This is a genomic window from Nocardia sp. NBC_01503, assembly GCF_036327755.1.
Lineage (GTDB): Bacteria > Actinomycetota > Actinomycetes > Mycobacteriales > Mycobacteriaceae > Nocardia.
The window spans coordinates 5,911,874-5,932,193 of the sequence record NZ_CP109596.1; the positions used below are offsets into that span (position 1 = coordinate 5,911,874).

At 65.4% G+C, this 20,320-nt stretch carries 22 protein-coding genes and 1 pseudogene; 13 read left to right on the forward strand and 10 right to left on the reverse strand.

Annotated features, from left to right (window positions below; translation table 11 throughout):
• Positions 1-7 precede the first annotated feature (7 nt).
• Positions 8-859, forward strand: a complete 852-nt coding sequence (locus OHB26_RS26900; protein WP_330180031.1) for an alpha/beta fold hydrolase — start codon at positions 8-10, stop codon at positions 857-859.
• 209 nt (positions 860-1,068) lie between these two features.
• On the opposite strand, the gene OHB26_RS26905 is transcribed toward OHB26_RS26900, so the two are convergent.
• Positions 1,069-2,121, reverse strand: a complete 1,053-nt coding sequence (locus OHB26_RS26905; RefSeq protein WP_330180032.1) for a fatty acid desaturase family protein — start codon at positions 2,119-2,121, stop codon at positions 1,069-1,071.
• Between the two features lie 203 nt (positions 2,122-2,324).
• Between OHB26_RS26905 and OHB26_RS26910 the strand changes: the two genes are divergently transcribed.
• The 4 genes from OHB26_RS26910 (at position 2,325) to OHB26_RS26925 (ending at position 5,313) form a co-directional block, all read left to right on the forward strand.
• The gene (locus OHB26_RS26910) at positions 2,325-2,813 is read left to right on the forward strand and encodes an FBP domain-containing protein (RefSeq protein ID WP_330180033.1); all 489 of its coding nucleotides are present in this window, start codon (positions 2,325-2,327) and stop codon (positions 2,811-2,813) included.
• 307 nt (positions 2,814-3,120) lie between these two features.
• Entirely contained in the window at positions 3,121-4,116 is a 996-nt protein-coding gene (locus OHB26_RS26915) for an aldo/keto reductase (RefSeq protein ID WP_330180034.1), read from the forward strand.
• Between the two features lie 230 nt (positions 4,117-4,346).
• On the forward strand, positions 4,347-4,736 hold the full coding sequence (locus OHB26_RS26920) for a hypothetical protein (protein WP_330180035.1): 390 nt from the start codon (positions 4,347-4,349) through the stop codon (positions 4,734-4,736).
• Positions 4,737-4,875: 139 nt separating this feature from the next.
• Positions 4,876-5,313 carry a VOC family protein gene (locus OHB26_RS26925; RefSeq protein WP_330180036.1) on the forward strand — a complete coding sequence of 146 codons (438 nt, stop codon included), beginning with the start codon at positions 4,876-4,878 and terminating at the stop codon, positions 5,311-5,313.
• Positions 5,314-5,393: 80 nt separating this feature from the next.
• On the opposite strand, the gene OHB26_RS26930 is transcribed toward OHB26_RS26925, so the two are convergent.
• Positions 5,394-7,133: a sensor histidine kinase gene (locus tag OHB26_RS26930; RefSeq protein WP_330180037.1), complete on the reverse strand. Its 1,740-nt coding sequence runs from the start codon at positions 7,131-7,133 to the stop codon at positions 5,394-5,396.
• Positions 7,134-7,260: 127 nt separating this feature from the next.
• Between OHB26_RS26930 and OHB26_RS26935 the strand changes: the two genes are divergently transcribed.
• Positions 7,261-7,836 (forward strand): DUF7691 family protein, encoded by a 576-nt coding sequence (locus OHB26_RS26935; RefSeq protein WP_330180038.1) that lies wholly within the window; start codon positions 7,261-7,263, stop codon positions 7,834-7,836.
• A 1-nt stretch (position 7,837) separates the two neighbouring features.
• On the opposite strand, the gene OHB26_RS26940 is transcribed toward OHB26_RS26935, so the two are convergent.
• Positions 7,838-8,464 carry a hypothetical protein gene (locus tag OHB26_RS26940; RefSeq protein WP_330180039.1) on the reverse strand — a complete coding sequence of 209 codons (627 nt, stop codon included), beginning with the start codon at positions 8,462-8,464 and terminating at the stop codon, positions 7,838-7,840.
• 88 nt (positions 8,465-8,552) lie between these two features.
• On the opposite strand from OHB26_RS26940, the gene lexA reads away from it, so the two are divergent.
• The 3 genes from lexA to OHB26_RS26955 all read left to right on the forward strand — a co-directional run bounded on the left by lexA (position 8,553) and on the right by OHB26_RS26955 (position 10,516).
• Complete coding sequence (gene lexA, locus OHB26_RS26945; RefSeq protein WP_330180040.1) at positions 8,553-9,218, forward strand: transcriptional repressor LexA; 666 nt, start codon at positions 8,553-8,555, stop codon at positions 9,216-9,218.
• A gap of 87 nt (positions 9,219-9,305) precedes the next feature.
• The gene (locus OHB26_RS26950; RefSeq protein WP_067564670.1) at positions 9,306-9,761 is read left to right on the forward strand and encodes a DUF4189 domain-containing protein; all 456 of its coding nucleotides are present in this window, start codon (positions 9,306-9,308) and stop codon (positions 9,759-9,761) included.
• Positions 9,762-9,892: 131 nt separating this feature from the next.
• On the forward strand, positions 9,893-10,516 hold the full coding sequence (locus tag OHB26_RS26955) for a hypothetical protein (protein WP_330180041.1): 624 nt from the start codon (positions 9,893-9,895) through the stop codon (positions 10,514-10,516).
• A 53-nt stretch (positions 10,517-10,569) separates the two neighbouring features.
• Here OHB26_RS26955 and OHB26_RS26960 read toward each other — a convergent pair whose 3' ends face one another.
• The 5 genes from OHB26_RS26960 to OHB26_RS26980 all read right to left on the reverse strand — a co-directional run bounded on the left by OHB26_RS26960 (position 10,570) and on the right by OHB26_RS26980 (position 14,732).
• A complete protein-coding gene (locus tag OHB26_RS26960) occupies positions 10,570-11,046 on the reverse strand; it encodes a hypothetical protein (RefSeq protein ID WP_330180042.1) in 477 nt (158 codons plus the stop codon).
• 60 nt (positions 11,047-11,106) lie between these two features.
• Positions 11,107-11,682, reverse strand: a complete 576-nt coding sequence (locus tag OHB26_RS26965; RefSeq protein WP_330180043.1) for a GNAT family N-acetyltransferase — start codon at positions 11,680-11,682, stop codon at positions 11,107-11,109.
• 69 nt (positions 11,683-11,751) lie between these two features.
• Positions 11,752-12,666: a non-homologous end joining protein Ku gene (ku, locus tag OHB26_RS26970; RefSeq protein WP_330180044.1), complete on the reverse strand. Its 915-nt coding sequence runs from the start codon at positions 12,664-12,666 to the stop codon at positions 11,752-11,754.
• Positions 12,667-12,726: 60 nt separating this feature from the next.
• On the reverse strand, positions 12,727-13,998 hold the full coding sequence (locus tag OHB26_RS26975) for a hypothetical protein (protein WP_330180045.1): 1,272 nt from the start codon (positions 13,996-13,998) through the stop codon (positions 12,727-12,729).
• Positions 13,999-14,063: 65 nt separating this feature from the next.
• Positions 14,064-14,732: a PAS and ANTAR domain-containing protein gene (locus OHB26_RS26980; protein ID WP_330180046.1), complete on the reverse strand. Its 669-nt coding sequence runs from the start codon at positions 14,730-14,732 to the stop codon at positions 14,064-14,066.
• 249 nt (positions 14,733-14,981) lie between these two features.
• On the opposite strand from OHB26_RS26980, the gene OHB26_RS26985 reads away from it, so the two are divergent.
• From OHB26_RS26985 to OHB26_RS27000, 4 genes are all read left to right on the forward strand, one after another.
• Positions 14,982-15,395, forward strand: a complete 414-nt coding sequence (locus OHB26_RS26985) for a hypothetical protein (protein ID WP_330180047.1) — start codon at positions 14,982-14,984, stop codon at positions 15,393-15,395.
• A gap of 104 nt (positions 15,396-15,499) precedes the next feature.
• A complete protein-coding gene (locus OHB26_RS26990) occupies positions 15,500-16,156 on the forward strand; it encodes a GAF and ANTAR domain-containing protein (RefSeq protein ID WP_330180048.1) in 657 nt (218 codons plus the stop codon).
• A gap of 52 nt (positions 16,157-16,208) precedes the next feature.
• Complete coding sequence (locus OHB26_RS26995) at positions 16,209-17,006, forward strand: maleylpyruvate isomerase N-terminal domain-containing protein (protein WP_330185799.1); 798 nt, start codon at positions 16,209-16,211, stop codon at positions 17,004-17,006.
• Between the two features lie 161 nt (positions 17,007-17,167).
• Positions 17,168-18,595, forward strand: coding sequence for an amino acid permease (locus OHB26_RS27000; protein ID WP_330180049.1), 1,428 nt, complete (start codon positions 17,168-17,170; stop codon positions 18,593-18,595).
• A 55-nt stretch (positions 18,596-18,650) separates the two neighbouring features.
• Here OHB26_RS27000 and OHB26_RS27005 read toward each other — a convergent pair.
• Positions 18,651-19,448 (reverse strand): annotated as a pseudogene (locus OHB26_RS27005) (EamA family transporter); the annotation flags it as partial.
• 159 nt (positions 19,449-19,607) lie between these two features.
• Positions 19,608-20,279, reverse strand: a complete 672-nt coding sequence (locus tag OHB26_RS27010; protein WP_330180050.1) for a hypothetical protein — start codon at positions 20,277-20,279, stop codon at positions 19,608-19,610.
• Positions 20,280-20,320 lie beyond the last annotated feature (41 nt).

The window sequence follows — 20,320 nt, forward strand, 5'->3', positions numbered from 1 at the left end:
ATACCGTATGCGGCTTGACGAGTGGATCGCCGGTGGTGAGCACCTACGACTGGGTGGGCATGAGATCTTCCATCGGCAGGATGGTCCGGCCGACGGTCGGCCGGTGACCCTGGTGCACGGTTTTCCGACCTCATCGCACGATTGGGCTCCGATCGTCCCGGCACTGGCGGAATCCGGTTGCCGGGTAACCACTTTCGATCTGCTCGGCTTCGGCGCCAGTGCCAAGCCCGTTGGCCACGACTACCGGATCACCGAGCAGGCGTCGATCGTCGAGGAGCTGTGGCAGCGCCTCGATATCGACAAGACGGCCCTGGTCTCGCACGATTACGGCGTCTCGGTCGCCCAGGAACTGCTGCACCGCAACGCGAGTCGCATCACCGCCGCGGCCTTCCTCAACGGTGGCCTCTACCCCGACCTGCACCGCCCGATCCGAATCCAGCAACTCCTGCACGGCCCCGCCGGTGCACTACTCCAGCATCTGTCGACCGAGCGGATGTACCGCAGGTCGCTGAACGAGGTCTTCGGCCGCCCGGTGAGCGATGAAGACCTGCACGATATGTGGCTCGCCACCACCATGAACAACGGCAAACGCGTCCAACACCGCCTGCTCCGCTACATAGACGAGCGCCGCGCGCACGCCGACCAGTGGCGCTCCGCCCTGGAGACCTACCCCGGCCCGATTCAATTCATCTGGGGCCCAGCGGATCCCGTCAGTGGTGCACATGTGTTGTCCCGACTGCGCGAACGCCTCCCGAACGCCCAGTTCCTCGTCCTCGACGAAGACCCGCCCACCGGCCACTACCCCCAGGTCGAGAACCCGGCCCCGGTCGCGGCGGCTCTGGTCGCCTTCCTGCGCTGATCTCCTTCACGCCTGGCCGGATCAGCGTGCCAGGCTCATATCCGATCCGAGGAACCCGTGGTGAGCCATTCGGTGAATACGGCGAAATCGGTGTGCCGCAATCCGATTCGCGGTTCGACCCGATCATCGGTCTGCTCAGGCCATCTCACCACCGGCAGTGTGGGTAGTCCCAGCGCCGGGCCGAGAGCGGCGTTGGCACCGGCCACCGACTATCGATCTGTTCCGCGCAGGGGTGCGCCGACGTGATGCAGGTGTCTCAATGCCTCGCGGTAGGAGGTGATGAGCCCGGTTTCGTGGTAGGGCACACCGATTTCGGCGCAGTAGTCGCGGACGATCAGCCGGGCGTGACGTAGGTTCGGGGTGGGCATGCTCGGGAACAGGTGGTGTTCGATCTGGTAGTTGAGGCCGCCGAGGGCGACGTCGGTCAGTACGCCACCGCGCACATTGCGGGAGGTCAGGACCTGGCGGCGGAGGTAGTCGGGTCGGTCGTCGCCGGTCAGGGTGGGCATGCCCTTGTGATTCGGGGCGAAGATGCAGCCCATGTAGAGGCCGAACAGGCCCTGGTGGACGGCGATGAACGCGAATGCCTTGTCCGCGGGCAGCACCGCGAACAGTGCGGTCAGGTAGATGGCGAAGTGGGCGAACAGGAGTGCGCCTTCCAGTCCGCGGTGTTTCAATGTCCGGTTCTCGAGCGCCCGCACCCCGGCGAGGTGGAGGTTCAGGCCCTCGAGTAGCAGGAGGGGGAAGAACAGGAACGCCTGCGCCCGCCCGATCAGCCGAGCCGGACCGCGACTGGACCGTGCCTGCCGCTGCGACCAGACCAGAATGTCCGGCGCGACATCGGGATCCAGCTCCTCATGGTTCGGATTGGCGTGATGGCGAGTGTGCTTGTCCTGCCACCACCCGTACCCCAGCCCGATACCGGCATTGCCGACGATCCGTCCCACCAACTCCGTCGGCTGCCGCAACCGGAAGACCTGCCGATGCGCGACATCGTGCATGACGAGCGCGATCTGAGCGAACGTCACCGCCATGAACCCTGCCACCAGCAGCGTCCACCACGAATCGCCGATGAGAAAGAACGCCGTCCACGCGCCCGCGAACGCGCCCGCGACGAGACCGAGCCGCACGGCGTAGTAAACGGGTCGCCGTTCCATCAATCCGGCCTCGGAGATCCGCCGCAACAGCCGGGGATAGTCACCGTCACCGCCGCGCCGCGGTGACCGTGGATTCGGCTCGGGAACCAACGCAGGTGTCGTCATATCCCGAAGCTATCGGCCGTTTTCTCGTTACCTGTAATCCTCTGGTATGGCATGGAATAGCACCGTGGAGTGAGGCCGGTGAGGCGTTATCGATTGCCGCGGAACGTGATTCGGAGACACCGAAAATCCGTTGTCGGGGCCGGCGACCGTCCGTACCGTCGATGCGGTTTGTTCGACCAGCAACGGAAGGAGCCGACTCTGTCATGGAACCGGTAACAGAACGCGATATCAGGTCATCGTTCATCAATTGTTCGAAGGGTGACGCCAAACGACTGCACGTACCCCGCGACCTCGCCGCCCAGCCCTGGGCCGATCTGGACTTCCTCGGCTGGCATGACCCCTCGTACGCCGGCCGCGGCTACCTGATCGTGCCGCGCGAGGAAGAACTCGTCGGCATCGCCCTGCGTTTCGAGACCGGCGGATCCGGTAAACCGCAGCTGTGCACCATCTGCGTGACCTCTCACCCCGGCAACGGCGTGGCGCTCATGGTCGCCGCCAAGGCCGGCGAATCCGGCCGAAACGGCAATACGGTCGGCACATACATGTGCTCGGACCTCGCATGCTCCCTCTACGCGCGCGGTAGGCGCACTCCCGCCCTGGGTCGCCGCTACCGCGAGGATCTTTCACTGGACGAGAAGATCGCCCGAGTGACCAACCATATAGGCGCCTTCATCACCAGGCTCCACACCTGACCCACCGCCCTCGGTGACCGAAGTTGACCGACAGGAAATGGAGGTAGATGCCATGAGCCGACAGTCGAGGACCCCGCATCACCCAACCCCGCGCCCCGAGTCCCGCACTCGGGGCGCTCGCTATTCCGCTCCCGCCGTGTTGAGCGTGGTTCGGATCGGCGACGGTGCATCGGCGAGTTCGCCGAACGGTGAGCCCGATGTCCGCGACGAGGATATGAGCCGCACTCCCGCACGTTCGGACAGCCCAGGATCGGGTGATGGCAGAATTCCGCTCGGGCCGCTGAACCGCACCGAAGGGATTTCCGATATGTCGACCGATCCGGTCATCGAACGCTCCGGCAATCCTGCGATCACGAAGTTCGGTCTCGGTACGGCCGCGGTCGGGCGGCCCGGTTACATCACACTCGGGCGGGATCGGGATCTGCCCGAGGACCGCACCGTCGAGGCGCTGCGCGCCCGGACGCACGCGCTGCTCGACGCCGCTTGGGCAGCGGGGGTCCGCTACTTCGATACGGCGCGCTCCTACGGACGGGCCGAGGAGTTCGTCGGTGCGTGGCTGGCGGCGCGGCCCGAGCTCGCGCGCGAAGTCGTCGTGGGCAGCAAATGGGGTTACACCTACACCGCGGATTGGCGGGCCTCCGGAGTGCCGGTGCATGAGGTCAAGGAACACACGGTCGAGGTGTTCGATCGGCAGATCGAGCAGACCAGGGTGGCGTTGGGTCGCAATCCCCATGTGTACCTGGTGCATTCGGTCACCCCGGACAGCCCGGCCCTGACCGATTCGAAACTGCTGGCCCGATTGGCGGCGCTGTCGGCCGAGGGGGTGCGGGTCGGCCTGTCGACCAGTGGACCGGCGCAGGCCCAGGTCGTGCGGGCGGCGTTGGAGGTGACGGTGGACGGGCGGCCGGTATTCGCCGCCGTCCAATCCACCTGGAATCTGCTCGAGCCCTCCGCCGGTCCCGCCCTGGCCGAGGCGCATTCGGCCGGATGGCTGGTGGTGGTGAAGGAAGCAATGGCCAACGGCCGTCTCGCGGGCCGCAATGCCGTCGGCCCCGCCATGGCCGCGCTACGCACCGCGGCCGCTGTCGTCGGCGTACCCGAAGACGCCCTCGCCTTGGCCGCGGCCGCTGCCCGCCCGTGGGCCGATATCGTGCTCTCCGGCGCCGCGACCCTGGATCAACTGGCTTCCAACCTCACGGCCGCCGAACTCACCCTTGCCCCGGACACATTGGCCGACCTCGCCGCGCTGGCCGAACCCGCTGCGACCTATTGGCGCACTCGCGCCGAATTGCCTTGGGAGTGAACGGAGTTCACATCGCTCGGTGTCGTGTCGGGAGCTTTACCGCCGCATGACCCGACTATTGCGGTCATGTGTCCGTTCTGCGGATTCCCTAGAGTTGTCCGAGATCGATATCGGCCGTTGACAAGTTGGGCAATCGATAGGGGTTCGGGATGTACTTCAGTTCGCTGTCACGTGTTTTGACCGGTAGTTTCGCCAGTGCCGCAGCGCTTTTCATAATCGCACCGAATGCCATGGCCGACCCACCCGAATGGGAGGTCGCCAAGAGCTGCTCCGGGGTCTACCTGAGCAACGACGGCTCGGCAGAGGTCGAATCCTGCATCTACCTCTACGAGGGAGCACTCAAAGCCTACGGAAGCCTCACCTCCAAGACCGGTGGTTCATCCGTCGACAATTGCACGATGGTGGTGAAGATCGTGGACAAGGACGCGTATCGGACCGGGGCCGATGAAGAGGTCGCGGTCAGCGACGTCATGCCGTGTTTCAACGGCAGCTACCCTTCGCCGCCATTGGTGGTCGGCAAAGAAGGGGTCACGGCGGGGCACCACTATGTCAGTTATGCGGAAGTCACCCACAACGGCCAAGGCGTGGCGCGCATCTACAGCCCGGAACTGACCCCCTAGTCCTGGGGTTCGCCGCACCCGAATGCTTCGAATCGGTGCTTGTGCCCAATTCCGCGTCGATGTCGAGAATGCCGGGGCGGCTCCGTCCCCGGGATACCAGGAGCCGAACCGGCTCTGCGACGGACTGGAGGAGAACATCATGGCGATCCGCCGGATGGACAATGTCGGCATTGTGGTCGAGGATCTCGCGGCGGCTGTCGCGTTCTTCGTCGAATTGGGCTTGGAGCTGGAGGGGGAGGCTGGGGTCGGTGGGCAATGGGCCGATGACCTCCTCGGGTTGGATGGCGTCGCAGCGGACATTGCCGTCGTACGGACTCCGGACGGGCACAGTCGAGTTGAGCTCTCGACGTTCCGGTCGCCGGGGATCGCGGGCGCTGCGCCGAAGGCGCCGGTGAACACGCCGGGGATCCCCCGCTTGACGTTCGTCGTCGACGATGTCGACGACGCCCTGGACCGCGTGCGTGCGCATGGCGGCGAACTCCTGGGCACGGTGGCCCGATATGAGGACATCTACCGGTACTGCTACGTCCGCGGCCCCGAGGGCGTCTTCATCGGGCTGGTGCAGGAACTCCACTGAGCGGCTCGGCAGGTTACGACTTGGAGTGCACTCCGAGTCAAGAGCCCTGCGGCATTTCCGCAGCCGGTCATCCGGGTGAATCACGGCAATGGTGCGGCCCACAGCAATCGCGTGCCCCCGGCGGCATGCGGTCCGACGCCGAAGGTCCCGTGCGCGTGCTTGGCGCGGATCTCGAGATTGGCCAGACCACTGCGGCGGCTGGACTTCTCATCGAAACCCATACCGTCATCGATGATTTCGATGGTGACACTGTCCGCGATGGTCAGGTTTATCGAGATCGTGCTGGCCTCGGCATGCCGCACCACATTGCTGAGTGCTTCGCGCAGTACCGATTCCACATCCTCGGCCAGCGCGACCGGGAGCACCGACAATGGTCCGGAGACGTGCACGGTGGTGCGGTGCCGGGTCTCCGAGGTCATCTCCGCGACCAGACCGTGCAGTCGTTGATGCAGTCGTGGTGCGCCCGGGTCCGGCTCGTGCAGATCGAAGATCGACTGCCGGATGTCCTGCACGATGGACTGCAGATCATCGAGGCTGTTGCCCAGGCGATTCCGTATCTCGGGGGAGCGGATGCGCTGTGCGGTGCCCTCCAACATCAGGCCGGTGGCGAAGAGCCGCTGGATCACTCGATCGTGCAGATTGCGTGCGATGCGGTCGCGATCGGAGAGCACATCGAGTTCGCGCATCCGGTATTGGGTATCGGCCAGGCGCAGGGCCAGTGCGGCTTGACCGGCGAAGACCGCCATCATCGCCTGGGTGGAGGCATCGAACTCCGGGGTGCCCGGTGCGCGCAGCACCGCGAGTACCCCGAGCATTTGCTTGCGAGCCTGTAGCGGCAGCAGTAGCACGGGACCGAATTGCGGACTCAGGTCCGGAAACGGGTTGAACACCAGCCCTTCGGTGATCAGCGGTTCGGCGCTGCGGAAAACGCCGCCGGTATGTGAGTTGTCGACCGGAATGCGCCGTGCGATGAGCTCCCCGGAGGTCAGGCCCGCGCCGGCGGAGACGATCAGTTCGGTTACCTCGTGGTCCGGTAGTTCCAGATCCTCGGGCAGGGCCAGGAAGGCGCAGACCGAATCGGTGAGCGTGAGCGCGCGGGCGGCGATCAGGTCGAGCACCTCGTTGGGTTCGCCGCCGCCGAGTAGTTCGGTGGCGACATCGCGGATCGACTCCAGCCAGGTCTGGCGCAGCCGGGATTCCTCGTAGAGCCGGGCGTTCTCCACGGCGATACCGGCCGCGGCGGCGAGCGCGCGCACCACCACCTCATCGTCCTCGGTGAACTCCAGCCCGCCCGCCTTCTCGGTGAGATACAGACTGCCGAACACCTCCTCGCGCACCTTGACCGGGACGCCGAGGAAGGTGCGCATCGGCGGATGGTGTTCGGGGAATCCGATCGAGGCCGGATGTTTCGAAAGATCGGACAGCCGTATCGGTTTGGGCTGTTCGATGAGGAGTCCGAGTACGCCGCCGCCGTGTGGCAGATCGCCGATCAGTACCCGGGTGCGGTCGTCGATGCCCTCGTAGACGAATTCCGAGAGCGGATGGGTGCTGGTGCGCGTTTCGCGTACACCCAGCGCGCCGTAACGGGCGTCGACCAGTTCTATGGCGGTGTGCACGATCGACCGCAGGGTGTCGTCCAGATCGAGGCCGGCCGTAATGATCAGCATCGCTCCGATGAGCCGATCCATCCGGTCGTGCACGTCCACGAGTTGGGCGATGCGGTCCTGCACTCCCGCGAGTAGTTCGCGTAACCGCAACTGGGACAGCGCCTCGACCACCGGTGTGCGGTCACCGCCGTCTGCTCCGAGGCCAAGTGACATGCGGGACATTTTCCTCTGTCGCGCCGCCTCGTGTTGGCAACTGGAAAATTGCCACGGGGTTGTTCGGGACCGATCGCGGTGACGCCCCGGCTGTTAGGGTGTGCCCGGTCGTATCGGAAGGGGAAGTGTGTCCTACATCGTGAGCGCGTACGCCGTTGACCTGGAAGGGATTCGACTGGTCGGCTCGTACGGGCAGGAGTTCGTCGACGCGGTGGTCCGGTCGACGCCGCAGCATGTGCTCGATCGGCTGGACGAGGCCGAGGAACTCGGGTTGACACCGCGTGACGTGATGCGTCAACTGCTGCTGGGCGAGCCGATGGATTCGGAGTTCGGGCCCACCTACGGACATGCGCTCGAGGTGCTGTGCCATCACGCGGGAACGCTGCTGGACAATGCGCATTGGGCGGGAATGCGGTTCCGGTATTTCTCGATGGTGGAGCAGGCGCTCGCCGATATCGGGGTGGAGTTCGATCCGGCGCAGTTGGTGCTTGGTGGTGCGCCCATCGAGCTGCCGCCGATCGACGACTTTCCGAGTATCGGATTCGTGGAGAATCACCGAATCGGCGCCATGGCAGACACTTTGAACGCGGTCGAGTTGGATCGACTCACCGATGACGCCATTCGCGGCTCGGTCGCGGAGCTGCGCGAATGGGCGCGCACCTGCCAGGCCGAGGGTCTCGGCCTGGTGTGCTTCTACTACTGACTCAGGGGCGTTTGGTCCAGAAGAGTTTGTCGAGGTTGTCGCGGCGGCCGTCGGCCCAGTCCCACATGTAATCGGCTATGCGCGTGGGATTGTCGAGGGTGGTGCTGAACATATGGCCACCCTCGCGGTACTCCAGCAGGTAGGAGTCCGCGGCCTGGCGCAGGGTCTGGATGAAGGTGTCCTGATCGCCCGGCTCCTGGACGATCAGGAACGGGACCCGCGCCAGGCTCGCCAGTTCCGGTACCCAGGAATGCAGTTGGCGTTCGGTGAGCACATCGAAGTAGCGCAGGCCGCCGACGTTGACCCGCATGCGCCGCATCTCGGGCGTGTCCAGGCTACCGTCGCGCGAATCGTAGAGCGCGAATTCGGTTCCGGCGATGAGCTCTTCGATCCACAGTAGTGCGCGCCAGGCGGCGTGCTCGGGCACCGTGACCCGCACGCATTCGCCCACCGCGGCCAGGGTGATACGCCCGTTCCACACCGGGATCTCGGTATTCCAACGCCACAGGCCGGCCAGTACCGGCCCCAGACTCACCGCCGGTATGCCGTCACTGGCGGCCACATACTCTTCGACCTCAGCGGCCGAAGCAACGGAATCTGCCGGTAGCACGACGAATTCGCAACTCACCCGACCAACCTAATCCACCGCGGCGACACACGCGGAGCGTTGGCCGCAGTCGGCGAGCAACCGCCGCGCCACACCGTAGGATGCCCGGGTGACCGGATACGACGACTTCGACGGGTTCGCCCACCTCGACACCTCCACCCTGCCGCCGCGCCAGCAGCAGATTCTGTGCGCGATCCGCGATTGGGTGCAGCGGCACGGGTATTCGCCCAGCAGCCGCGAGATCGGCGATGCGGTCGGGCTCAAGTCCGGTTCGTCGGTATCCAAACATTTGAAGGCGCTGGAGGATCGCGGATTCCTCTCCCGCGGTGAATCGGTCACCCGGCCGATGGATGTGCGGCTGTTCCTGGCCGAGTCCACGGTGTCGCGGCAGCAGTCCGGCAATTCGGTCCCGGTTCCGGTGGTCGGTGATATCGCGGCCGGTACCCCGATCCTGGCCGAACAGCACACCGATGACGTGCTCTCGCTACCGCGCGAATTGGTCGGCCGCGGCACGGTCTTCGGCCTGCGCGTGCGCGGTGATTCGATGATCGACGCGGCGATCTGTGATGGCGATATCGTGGTGATCCGGCAGGAGTCCGAGGCACACTCCGGTGAGATCGTGGCCGCGATGATCGATGGAGAAGCCACCGTCAAGGTCTATCGCCGGCGCAACGGCCATGTGTATCTGGAACCCCGCAACCCCGCCTACGACGTGATCGACGGTGACAAGGCCGTGGTGCTCGGAAAAGTTGTCTCTGTTATGCGCCGGGTGTGATTCCGTCCGAAAAGACTGGATTGGACAATGCGCAGTCGCTCGACAAGGATTCGACCCGTTCCAACAATTCATCACGGGGAGTATCGAATGTCGTTGCTGCGCAAGGCCGGAATGGGCCTCGCCATCACCTCGATGGCCGCGATGGGCGTCATGGCCGCCGGTCCCGCCAATGCGGCGGAAGACCAGCCGGGATTTACGGCCACCTCCGGTGATCTGTACGGCGCGCTGGCGCTGTCGCGGAGCACCGGAAATGTCGCATACGCGGTCAATTATGGCAGTTGGGGCGGTGCCGATGGCGCCGCCGTCAACAAGTGCGGTGGCGGCGACTGCGAGGTCGTCGTGCACTTCGCCAATGCGTGCGGCGCTGTCGCACAGGGCGCCGACACCCGCTTCGGCTGGGCGTGGGCGGCCACCAAGGTCGATGCGGAGAAGGGCGCGATCGACGTGCTGGGCAACAGCGCGCCGAAGTTCCCCGATGTCGGTTCCGCCTCGCCGCGTTCGGCCAAGGTGATCCTGTCGGCGTGCACCGATAACGCGCGCTGATTCTGCCGAGACCGCGCTGATCCAGCGCGATCAACTGTGCGTCGTGCCGGATTCCTCCGGTACGGCGCACTTTTGTTTTGCCGGACCCCATTCTCCAGCAACACGCCCATCCCGCCGGAGATGATTTCGGGGTGGACGACATCACCTACGAGGACACCCGGTTCGCCATGCACGCGGCGGCGGAACTGCTCATCGCGGGTCCGCAGTACCGTCGCTTCGGGAGTATTCGAATGCGCATCGTGCTGGGTGGCTTCATCGGGGTCAAATGGCCGGTCTCGGTGACCGGCGCGGATCTGGTCTGGCCGCAGGGGCGTATCCGATTGCACGGCACGTATACCGATCTGGCCATGGCCGCGGGTTTCGAGGCCGACGGTCCGCCGGACGGCCTGTACTCCGAGGGCACCGGTATGGATCCGAACGAGCCATTCACCGTCGATACCGAAGCGGCGGCGTCGGTGCACGACTGGTTCGCGGTGGGGGACACCGCATTACGGCGCTTCGCCACCGAACAACCGGTGCTATGGCCGGAGCGGTTCGACCTGTCGGCATCGGTGGGTGAAGTGAATTACGGTGTCTCGCCGGGTGATTGGGAAAATCCGCACCCGTACGCCTATGTCGGGCCGTGGACCCGTCGGCATGGTGAATTCTGGAACGCGCCGTTCGGAGCCAAACGCGCACGCACGGAGGTCCCGACCGTTCAGGGCCTGCTGGAATTCTTCCGGGAGGGCCAGGCGAGAGCCGTCGCGGACGCGTGAGGGGATTCGCGCGACGCGCCCGTCGGGAATGTTCGACGGGTGCGTCCAGCGATTCAGTGGGTCGGTAGTCGGTCCGTATTACCTTCGGCCAGTGCGGTTTCCACATTCTTGATGCCCGCCCGGACGCCCGCGCCATAGCCGTCGTCCTCGAGCGCGTCGACCCGTTCGAGCGCGGCGTTCAGATGCTGGCGCGCCGTGTCGAACGCGCCGAGTCGCCGGTAGTTGTCGGCGAGATTCAGGTGTAGCGACGGATAGAAGCCGCGCACGCTCAGCGCGGAGTGCTCCCGCTGGGCGCGCTCGTCGGTGAGTGAGTCCGCCGCATCGAGTGCGCGCACATCCCAGGTGAGCGCATCCGCCGCGTGATCGAACAGATCGGCCAAAAAGTGCGCGATCGTGACCCGATGTAGCGGATCGCCGGCAACGCCTACCGAATTCCACAGTGCGGCAAGGTCTTCCCGCGCCCGCGCGGTGTTGCCCTGCCGCCCGAGGACTACGGCGTCATTGATGGCGGTCATGGTGGCATCGGTCATGCCGCACACCATAGTGAAGGGGTCCGACAGATCTTCATCGCCGAACCCGATGCCGATCGGTTAGCGGCTGATGCGCGGTCGTCCGCCCTCACCGGCTATGCGCCCCTTGCGAATCAGCTCCCGCTTGGTGCCCGGCGTCAGCGTGACCTGATCGCTGTCGCTCGTCGCGGCGGCCTCTTCGCTGACCGGCGCCGGATTCGGCCGCACGAACAGTGTGACGGTGGTGCCCTCGCCGAACCCGTTGCGCTTCATCAGCGCCGCCGAGGCGGTGTTGTGGATCTCCACATCGGTGACAATCCGGCGCGCCCCGCTCTGGAACAGCGTGTCGCAGCACGCGGACATGAGTCGCCCGGCGATGCCGCGGCCCTGCATATCCGGTGCGACCGCGATCCACTCCAGATATGCCCAGTCATCGCGCAGTTCGAACTCCATCGATCCCAGGACGAAACCCACCACCCGGTCCGAATCCACCGCGACCCAGCAGGAGCGGCTGGGGCTGTCCATATGCTCGGCCACCGAGGTGAGCGACCATGACGTGTACGGCTTGGTGGAGGTGTCGAACACCTCGTAGCCCAGATCCAGGACCTGGCGCAGGTGTCCGAGTCCCATGGGGACGATGGCTATGGCGGGTTCCATACCGGACAGTTTGCCAGTTGGATGCCATTTCCACCGGCTCCGGCCCGCGATTCGATCGACCGGCCGGAATCAAGCACCCTTACGAGTTTGCTTGGCCGGAGCCTTCTTCGCGGCCTTCTTGGCGGGCTTCTTCGCTGCCGCGGTGGCCTTCGCCGCTGCTTTGGCGGGTGCCTTCTTCGCGGCCGGAGCCTTCGACCCACCCCGGCCGGATGCCTCCAGACTGCGCTGCAGGGCCGCGACCAGGTCCACCACCTCGGCATCCATCTCCGGTGCGGCCGCCTCGGGCGCCCGGGTGACCTTGCCGCTGCCACTGGCAATGGCCTCGTCGAGCATCTTCTTCAACTCGATCTGATACTCGTCGACATACTGCGTCGGATCGAAGTCGTCCGAGAGCGTATCCACCAGCGTCTCGGCCATCTGCAACTCCTGCGGCCGCGGTTCGGAGACATCGTCGAGCTTGTCGAAGGCCACCGACCGCACTTCATCGGGCCACAGCATGGTCTGCAGGACGAGCACCCCGTCCCGCACGCGCAGCGCGCCGAGCCGCGTCTTCTGCCGCAGCGTGAAGTGCACCAGCGCGATCCGATCCGTCTGTTCGAGCGTCTTGGCCAGCAGCACATAGGCTTTGGGCGTATTGGAATCTGGTTCCAGATAGTAGCTCTTGTCGAAGAGAATCGGATCGATCTGCTCGGCGGGCACGAACTGCAGGACCGGTATCTCATGCTTCTCGGCCGCGGGCAGTTTGCTGAAGTCCTCATCGGTGAGAATCACCCGATCCCCATCCGGTGATTCATATGCCTTGTCGATATCGGCGTACTGCACCGGTTGCCCGTCCACCGTGCACACCCGTTCGTACCGAATGCGCCCCCCATCGGCAGCGTGCACCTGATGGAACTTGATGTCATGGTCTTCCGTGGCTGTATAAACCTTCACGGGGACATTGACCAACCCGAACGCGATGGAGCCCTTCCAAATGGACCGCATGATCCCGATCGTAACTCGGACGAGACTTTCCGGTCGGTAACTCGCCCTCGAGCTCGGGATTCACGGTGCGGAGCGCGGATACGGCGGGCGCAGCGTCCAATGTTGGCGAGCGCTCTTCCACTGATGCCTGGGCTCGAGTTTCACGCCCGGATCATTGTCCGGCGGGCCGAGAGGTTTATTGCGGGCCGCTTCGTCGATGGGTTGCGGGCTGGCGGCGCCATTGGGGCTGGACCGGTCGGCGGTGTGATTGTGAATGATGGTGGCGGCTTGGCCTGTGGTGCTGAGGTTTTCGGTGGGGCGGGCGTTGTAGAAGTAATCGTGGAAGTCGGCCGGGACAGTTTTGCCGAGAATGCCGAGGGTGGCGTCCCAGCCGTGGTCGGGGCCGTTCCACAGGTCGACGAGCGAGGTGGCGACGCGGCCTTCGACCGAATCGCCGATATCCCAATTCCGGGTGTCGGCGTCGTTCTCCAGATTCGCCGAAAAGCCTGAGTTCCAAACGAATCGGTAATCGTCGAGGGCGTGCATCGCGACCGCGTCGGCGAATCCCTCGGTGAACGCGCACGAGGGCGAGGAGGCCAGGTTGATGTAGTGCGGGCTGCAATTGGTGACGTCCGCCCATTGTTCGTGCTGCCAGAGCCATTGCAGATTGTGCCCGGCCTCATGAAGGGTGACATGCCGGGTATTCGCATCGTCCTCGGTGAGATATACGAATCCGGCCGTGGTGAAGTAGGAATTCCCGTTCTGACCGCCCGCCGAGGGCCAGATCACCGAAATCGAGGTGCAGTGTGGCTGCGGAGTCCAGCAATTGCCCGCGGTGGCGGGGCGTTTCCACCACAGCAGATTCAAGGTGTCGAGCACCTTCCACGCACCGGCCATATCGTCCGGTACGGCAATCGCGCCCAGGTCGCGGGTGCCGGTGATCGATGTCGCCGGAACCGTGAAGGTGTACGGCTGTTCGGCATCGCCGCGCTGGGGCAGCACCTGCCACAGCGCGGAGCTCTCGGCGATGAAGGTCAAATACAGATCCGACCCCGCGACTCCGTCGGCGCAGGCTTTGAAGTTGCCATCGCGATCGGTGAGATCGGCGGCGAGCGGTCGATCGAGGAATCCGGGATGCGCGGTGCTGTAAAGGGCCCAATTCGCGTTGCGGGCAGGGGAGGTCACCATGGGCAGCCCGGTGCCCGCTTCGGCGTCGGGCCGGGTATAGGTAAGGGTTCCGGTGAGACAGGCCGTCTCCTGCCGCGCTTGCGCGCTGCCGGACCACACCGAGACCGTGGTCAGTGCCATTGCCACGACGAATGTCGCCCGCCAGGTCCTGCCGATTCGCGTCATCAACCGCAATGAAATCGGACATTTCAGATGTTGCTCCGCAACGACACACCGGCAATCCGGGACAGCTAGGTCGGAGGCGTGTCCTGGTGGACCGTGAGCAGGAGATGATCGAATCTGGTGCGCAGCGCGGGTGCGGCGGGCGGGAGTTCGTCGAGTCTGGCGATGATCCGTTCGGCCAGCACGCGGAGCTTCATGTTCGTCTCCTGCGAGCGCCACACCAGGACTCGGAACGCCTGTTCGGCATTGATGCCGTAGGTCATCATGAGCAGTCCCTTGGCCTGTTCGATCTGGGCGCGATGCTCGATCATCTCCGGAAGCAGTTCGTCCAGCACCTCATTGCGCTGTTCGGCGACGATATCGGTGAGGTCGATGTAATAGCCCGCGGTGCCGATGACTTCGTTCTTCTCATCGGTGACGGCATCGGAGACGACGATGACATGGTGAGTTTTACCGGCGGTGTCGACAATCCGGTGGCGACTGGAGAACGGCGCGTGGTCGCGGACCGAGGTGACCAGATCGGCCTCCACCCGCTCGCGGTCCTCCGGATGTTTGTGCGACAGGAGTAGTTCGGTGGTCGGGGTGACCTCATCGGCTTCGTACCCGTGCATGTGGGCAACCTCCGGCGACCACTCCCAGCGGTTGTCGCCGAACCAGAACCGGAACCAGCCGATATCCTGCGGGGAACCCGCGGCGATGACCTGTTCGATGGTTCGCCTCTCCTGCTCGTCCATCATCGGCCAAGTATGGCCGACATGGAGTGACAAGGCTTCTTTTCGCAGATGATTGGCACAAACCTCCGAACCGAGCTGCCTGATGGCCGAGACCGACTGGCTTGCAATGATTTTCGTATCCCGCAGCTGGATTGGCGATAGTATCCATGGTGCCCGGATCACGCTCACAGCTCCCGGTGGCCGCGTGATTCCGAGCCCACCGCCCCAGACCCCGGCGGCTCCGCTGACCGTGAGCTGATCTGGACAGGAGCGATGATGTACGCGGACCACACCCCGACCGACGATTTCGCGTCGAGCGGCAGTGCGACGGTGAGGACGATCACCGACACCCGGGGCTATCGAAGTACTCGGCAGTGGGCGGTGGTCGCGGCGGTGCTCGCCGCCGACTCCGCGGAGCTGCTACCGGTCGGTGTGGTGGTCGCCGGTGATCTGGACCTGGCGACCGATCAGATGTGCGCACGCCTGCCGTTGCCACCGGTGCGGGTGGATGCGTGGTACCTGGTCGCGATTCCCGCCACGGTGGAGCCGGGCAACGGTCGATTGATCTCGGAAAGCCGCGCCGTCTGGGTGAATCGGGTGGACGCCTCGGGGGCGAGGTGGCACGCCACCGAATGGGAGCCAGCCGAAGGCTATCTGGCGCAACTGGATCCGCGCCGGATTTGCTGAAGCGCGACGGGGAGTCGAATTCGATCGTGGCGGAGACGAATCGAGCGTCATTTGTTGGGCACCCGGCATATATGGACTCAATGGAAGGAACGGATGCGACCTGGGTGACGGATCAATTGTTGACGGCGGTCGGCGGATTGCCCCTGGTGTCGGCGGCGGGGGTTCTGCTCATCGACCCCGAAGGGGAGCTGTCCGGATCCGCGATGCCCGCGGACGCCGCGCGCAGGCACGCCCTGCTCCGGTTGCAATCCACCGCCGGACCCTGCGTGGACGCCTGTCGCGCCGGCCGTTCCCTGGCGATCGACGATATCTCCCGACTGCGCCCGCGTCATCCCGCCTTCGCGATCCGCTCCGCCCGCCTCGGCCTGCACAGCGTGCGGGTTCTCCCACTGCTCTGGCGTGGCGAAGCGCTCGGTGCGCTGAACCTGTTCGGCGACAGACCGGGTGCGGCCATCGCCGACGATGCGGGCTACGGTGGTGCGCTCGCCGCCCTCGCTGCCGGTGCCATCTGGCATACCAGAGTCCTGGCCGATACCCGCCTCCTGAACGGCCGCCTGCAACAGGCGCTGGACAGTCGCGTGCTGATCGAACAGGCCAAGGGCATGCTGGCCATGCGCACCGGCCTGTCCCCGGACGCCGCCTTCGATCTCATCCGCGGCCACGCCCGGCGTACCCGCCGTCGCCTGGTCGATATCGCTCGAGCGGTGGTCGACGGCACCGACGACGGCAGTGACATGCTCACCGACAGCACCCCGAATTGACTTGTCGCCGCGGTCGTCGAACGGCCGCCGGTAGGTTGTCGGTGTGGCGACGATGCGGGTGGGGCGTTCGGAATCCTTGGCGGCACTGCGGGATGAGCGAGCCAGTGTGCTCGAGTTCTGCGGTGCGCTGAGCGCGCGGGAGTGGGCCATGCCCAGTGCCGCGTCCGGGTGGAGTGTGCGAGATGTGGTGGTGCACATGACGGCCGTGACCCGGACCGCGATTACGCCAGCGGCGGTGCGGGCCATGACTTCTCGGCAGATCGAGCGGATGAATGCCGAGGTGGTCGCCGAAAGCGCCGCGGGGACACCGGAAGCGGCGCTGGCGGACTTCGCGACCTGGAGCGGGCGGGGGATCACCGGGTTGAGTGCCGTCACCCTGCCGGGAATCGGTGCGATGCCACTGCGCGTCGGTGAGCTCGGCTGGTATCCGATGCGAATCCTGCCCGCGCTCTACGTCTTCGACTGCCATACCCACCTGCGGCACGACATCGCACCGGCGCTGGGGCTGTCCGCACCGGAGACCGATGCGCGGCGGATGACCGCCATCCTGGACTGGTTGACGGCGCTGCTCGAGCAGTCACATCGGACACGGTTGCGATGGCTGGAGGCACCGGTGTCGCTCACCCTGTCGGGCCCCGGTGGCGGAACCTGGCGGATCACGCCCGCTCCTCGAAATCGGTTGCGGGTCAATGTTTCCGCCGAGGTGGGAACGGCTGCCCATATCCGCGGTCAGGCGTTGGAGTTTCCGGCCTGGGCCACCACTCGCCGCGCCTGGCGCGGCTGCGATGTGACCATCGACGGTGATGCCGAGCTCGGCGAGCGAGTGCTGGATTCGATCAATTTGGTGTGATCCCGGTCAGTTCACGGCGGGTTGTCAACCCGTCGGCAGTTACCGGGCGATAACAGCGCGCCGATATCCGGACAAATCGCAGGGGTCCATGATCGGATGGAGCGATCTCGGACGAGTCGAGCCTGCGCCGACGAGGGCGCGGCGGGACGGAGGGACGCGGTATGTCCATTGCGGAGTTGCGTAGTCAGATCGTGCGGCGCAAACCGATCGGGGAGATCGAGGACGATACGCCGGTCGATGAGCGGCTGGCCCGGCATTTGGGGTTGTGGCAGCTGACCGCCATCGGGGTCGGCGGAATCATCGGTGCGGGGATCTTCTCGCTGGCGGGATCGGTGGCCAATAAGACCGCCGGGCCCGCGGTGCTGATCTCCTTCCTGATCGCCGGTGTGGCGAGTGCGTGTGCGGCGCTGTGTTATGCCGAGTTCGCGGGCATGGTGCCCAAGGCCGGATCGGCGTACACGTACGGATATGTGTCGCTGGGGGAGTTGGGTGGCTGGTTCATCGGCTGGGATCTGCTGCTCGAGTACACGGCGGTCTCGGCGGTGGTGGCCATCGGCGTCTCCGGGTATTTCAACTTTCTGCTCGATCAGATCGGCTTGACCCTGCCGGATTGGATGCTCGGCGCGTCCGGGACCGGGGACGGGCATGTGGTGGATGTGTTCGCGGTGCTGTTCTGCCTGGGTACCGCATACGTGCTGACGCGCGGTATCAAGAGCGTCGGGCGTTTCGAGGCGTTCTTCGTGGCGGTCAAGGTCGCGGTGGTGCTGTTGATCATCGGGCTGGGTGTGTTCCATATCGACAGCGCGAATTACACGCCGTACTTCCCGTACGGTCATGCCGCGGTGTGGACGGGCGCGGCGACGGTGTTCTTCGCGGTCTTCGGCTATGACGCCATGAGCACCGCCGCCGAGGAGTCCACCGAGGCGAAGAAGCATCTGCCCAGGGCGATTCTGTACTCCCTGGCCATCGCCATGGTGCTGTATGTGCTGGCGACCCTGGTGCTCACCGGTATGCAGAAGTACACCGAGATCAATCCGACCAGTGGTTTCTCGAGCGCGTTCAAAGCCGTTGGGCTGCCGGGCATCGCGAATATCATCGCGGTCGGCGCCATTGTCGGTATCGCCACGGTGGTGCTGGCGTTCATGCTCGCGGTGACCCGCGTCTGGTACGCCATGAGCCGCGATGGTCTGCTGCCCGGCTGGTTCGCCAAAACCCATCCCACCCGCAAGGTGCCGACCCGGGTCACCTGGATCGTCGGCGTCGGATCGGCCGTCCTGGCGGGTGTGCTGCCCATCAATACCGTTGCGGAGCTGACGAATATCGGCATTCTGATGGCCTTCATCGTGGTCAGCATCGCGGTGATGATCCTGCGTTACAAGCGCCCCGATGAGCCCCGCGAATTCCGGTTGCCGCTCATGCCGGTGGTTCCGGTCGTCGGTATCGGATTCTCGATCTACCTGATCTGGTCGTTGCCCTGGCAGACCTGGGTGCGCTTCGCGGTCTGGCTGGTCGTCGGTTTGGTCGTGTACTTCGCCTACTCGCGAAAGCACTCCAAACTCGAGCAAACGGGCTCGGTGACGGCAGCGTGAGCAGCGCCAAACCCAGTGCCAGCACCGCGATTCCGCACCAGGACAGTGCCGGTAGCCGTTCGCCGACAAGGCCGACGCCGAGCATCGCGGCGACCGCCGGTTCGGCGAGCGTGAGTGTGGTCGCGGTGCCGACGCCGGTGTGCCGCAGCCCGTATCCGAACAGGCGGTAGGCCAGGAAGCAGGTGAACACCGCGAGGTGCAGTGCGACCAGCGCACCCCGCGGTGTTGCCAGCCAATGGATTCCGGCGTGCAGGACCACCGGCGACACCAGGAGCCCGGCCATGCCGAACATGATCCCCATGACCGCGCCCGAAGGATGGCCGCGCGCGATGAGTTTCGCGCCCGCGAGCGAATAGACGGTATACGTCAGGCCACCGCAGGCGGCGAGTGCGATGCCGATCGGGTCCACCGGCGTCCCGGAGCCGGTCAACTCCGGTCCCAGAACCAGTACGGCACAGCCGATTACGGCGAATATAGTCGCCACTGTCCATCGCCTGCTCGGCCTGCCCTGTCCGGTTGTCCAGATGAGCAGTCCGGCGAAGACCGGCGCGCTCCCGAGTGCCGTCACGGTCGCGACCGCGACACCGGTCCGCGCCACCGCCGGATAGAAGGTCACCGGATAGACCGCGACCGCGACCGCGCCCAGTACGAGCAGTCGGCACTCGAACCCATTGGGCTGTAATCGATTACCTCGTGAGGTGAGGAACAGCAGTAATCCGCCGAAGGCGAGCCCGGCCGATCCCACCGCTCCCGCCGGTGTCCCGGCGGGCACGAACGCGGCCGCTGTCCCCGTACTGCCCCACAGCACCGCGGCGAGCAGAATCGCAGCGGTCCCCGAAAATCTCTCTGACACAGTCGTGTACTCCGTCGTCGAATTTCTGTGAGCGAGAATTCGAGAACGGGCGCACGAAGACCCGGGCTGCCCAGGGGGTCAGCCGGTGCGTGCGGCGAGATTCAGCCGGTGCGCCCGCTCAGCCGGGCGGCGGCGGCGTGACGCGGTGCCAGTAGGTACTCACTCGGCGATCGTATCGCCTCGCTCGGATTCGCTGGGAGCGGCCCGTTGCGCCCGGTGCAACTCCCGTGTCGCATACCCGGCCACACTCACGCAACCGAGCGCGGCGAGTATCAGAAACTGCAGTGTACGAGGCACTTTGTAGTTGAAGCGGGTCCACGTCGTGATCTCGGCGCGGTCCCCCTCCGGTGCGTGCGCGGGCCCGTAGGTGGTCTGCGCGGTCGCCCGCAATTCGGCCGCACTGACATCGGGTCCACACCCGTGCGCCTGCCACCGCGCACCCGCCGAGACCGGCGCGGTGACCAGTAGCAGACTCGGCCGCCCGACCACGAAGCTGGTACTGCACTCGGTATTGGTACTCGTCCCCACCGTGGTCACGGCCCCCACCTCACCGCTGAACACCTCGGTCACCTGAATCTCGTACAGATCCGAGTCCCGCCCGTGCAACACCTTGGTCGGCGTCCCGATGAAGACCCCCGCCGCCCCCGCCACCGCCCCATCCGGATCGACGACCGCGCACGAACAGGTCCCCTGCGGCACCCCCTGCAGAAAGAACCCCACCACCGTCAGCAGGGCAATCACCAGCCCGCCGAACGCGATCCGGCGCACCGTCCGCCAAAGGCGCTGCGAACGAACATATTTCGGTTGTGGCGGTCCCTGACTTGTGCTCACGCCGCAGACGGTAGCAGTGTGCGGCCCAACCCAGGGTGTGT

Coding starts and splice junctions, on each gene's coding strand:
- OHB26_RS26900 (WP_330180031.1), top strand. CDS start 8: ATGCGGCTTGACGAGTGGATCGCCGGTGGTGAGCACCTACGACTGGGT.
- OHB26_RS26905 (WP_330180032.1), bottom strand. CDS start 2,121: ATGACGACACCTGCGTTGGTTCCCGAGCCGAATCCACGGTCACCGCGG.
- OHB26_RS26910 (WP_330180033.1), top strand. CDS start 2,325: ATGGAACCGGTAACAGAACGCGATATCAGGTCATCGTTCATCAATTGT.
- OHB26_RS26915 (WP_330180034.1), top strand. CDS start 3,121: ATGTCGACCGATCCGGTCATCGAACGCTCCGGCAATCCTGCGATCACG.
- OHB26_RS26920 (WP_330180035.1), top strand. CDS start 4,347: ATGGCCGACCCACCCGAATGGGAGGTCGCCAAGAGCTGCTCCGGGGTC.
- OHB26_RS26925 (WP_330180036.1), top strand. CDS start 4,876: ATGGCGATCCGCCGGATGGACAATGTCGGCATTGTGGTCGAGGATCTC.
- OHB26_RS26930 (WP_330180037.1), bottom strand. CDS start 7,133: ATGTCACTTGGCCTCGGAGCAGACGGCGGTGACCGCACACCGGTGGTC.
- OHB26_RS26950 (WP_067564670.1), top strand. CDS start 9,306: ATGTCGTTGCTGCGCAAGGCCGGAATGGGCCTCGCCATCACCTCGATG.
- OHB26_RS26960 (WP_330180042.1), bottom strand. CDS start 11,046: ATGACCGATGCCACCATGACCGCCATCAATGACGCCGTAGTCCTCGGG.
- OHB26_RS26965 (WP_330180043.1), bottom strand. CDS start 11,682: ATGGAACCCGCCATAGCCATCGTCCCCATGGGACTCGGACACCTGCGC.
- ku (WP_330180044.1), bottom strand. CDS start 12,666: ATGCGGTCCATTTGGAAGGGCTCCATCGCGTTCGGGTTGGTCAATGTC.
- OHB26_RS26975 (WP_330180045.1), bottom strand. CDS start 13,998: ATGACGCGAATCGGCAGGACCTGGCGGGCGACATTCGTCGTGGCAATG.
- OHB26_RS26980 (WP_330180046.1), bottom strand. CDS start 14,732: ATGATGGACGAGCAGGAGAGGCGAACCATCGAACAGGTCATCGCCGCG.
- OHB26_RS26985 (WP_330180047.1), top strand. CDS start 14,982: ATGATGTACGCGGACCACACCCCGACCGACGATTTCGCGTCGAGCGGC.
- OHB26_RS26995 (WP_330185799.1), top strand. CDS start 16,209: ATGCGGGTGGGGCGTTCGGAATCCTTGGCGGCACTGCGGGATGAGCGA.
- OHB26_RS27000 (WP_330180049.1), top strand. CDS start 17,168: ATGTCCATTGCGGAGTTGCGTAGTCAGATCGTGCGGCGCAAACCGATC.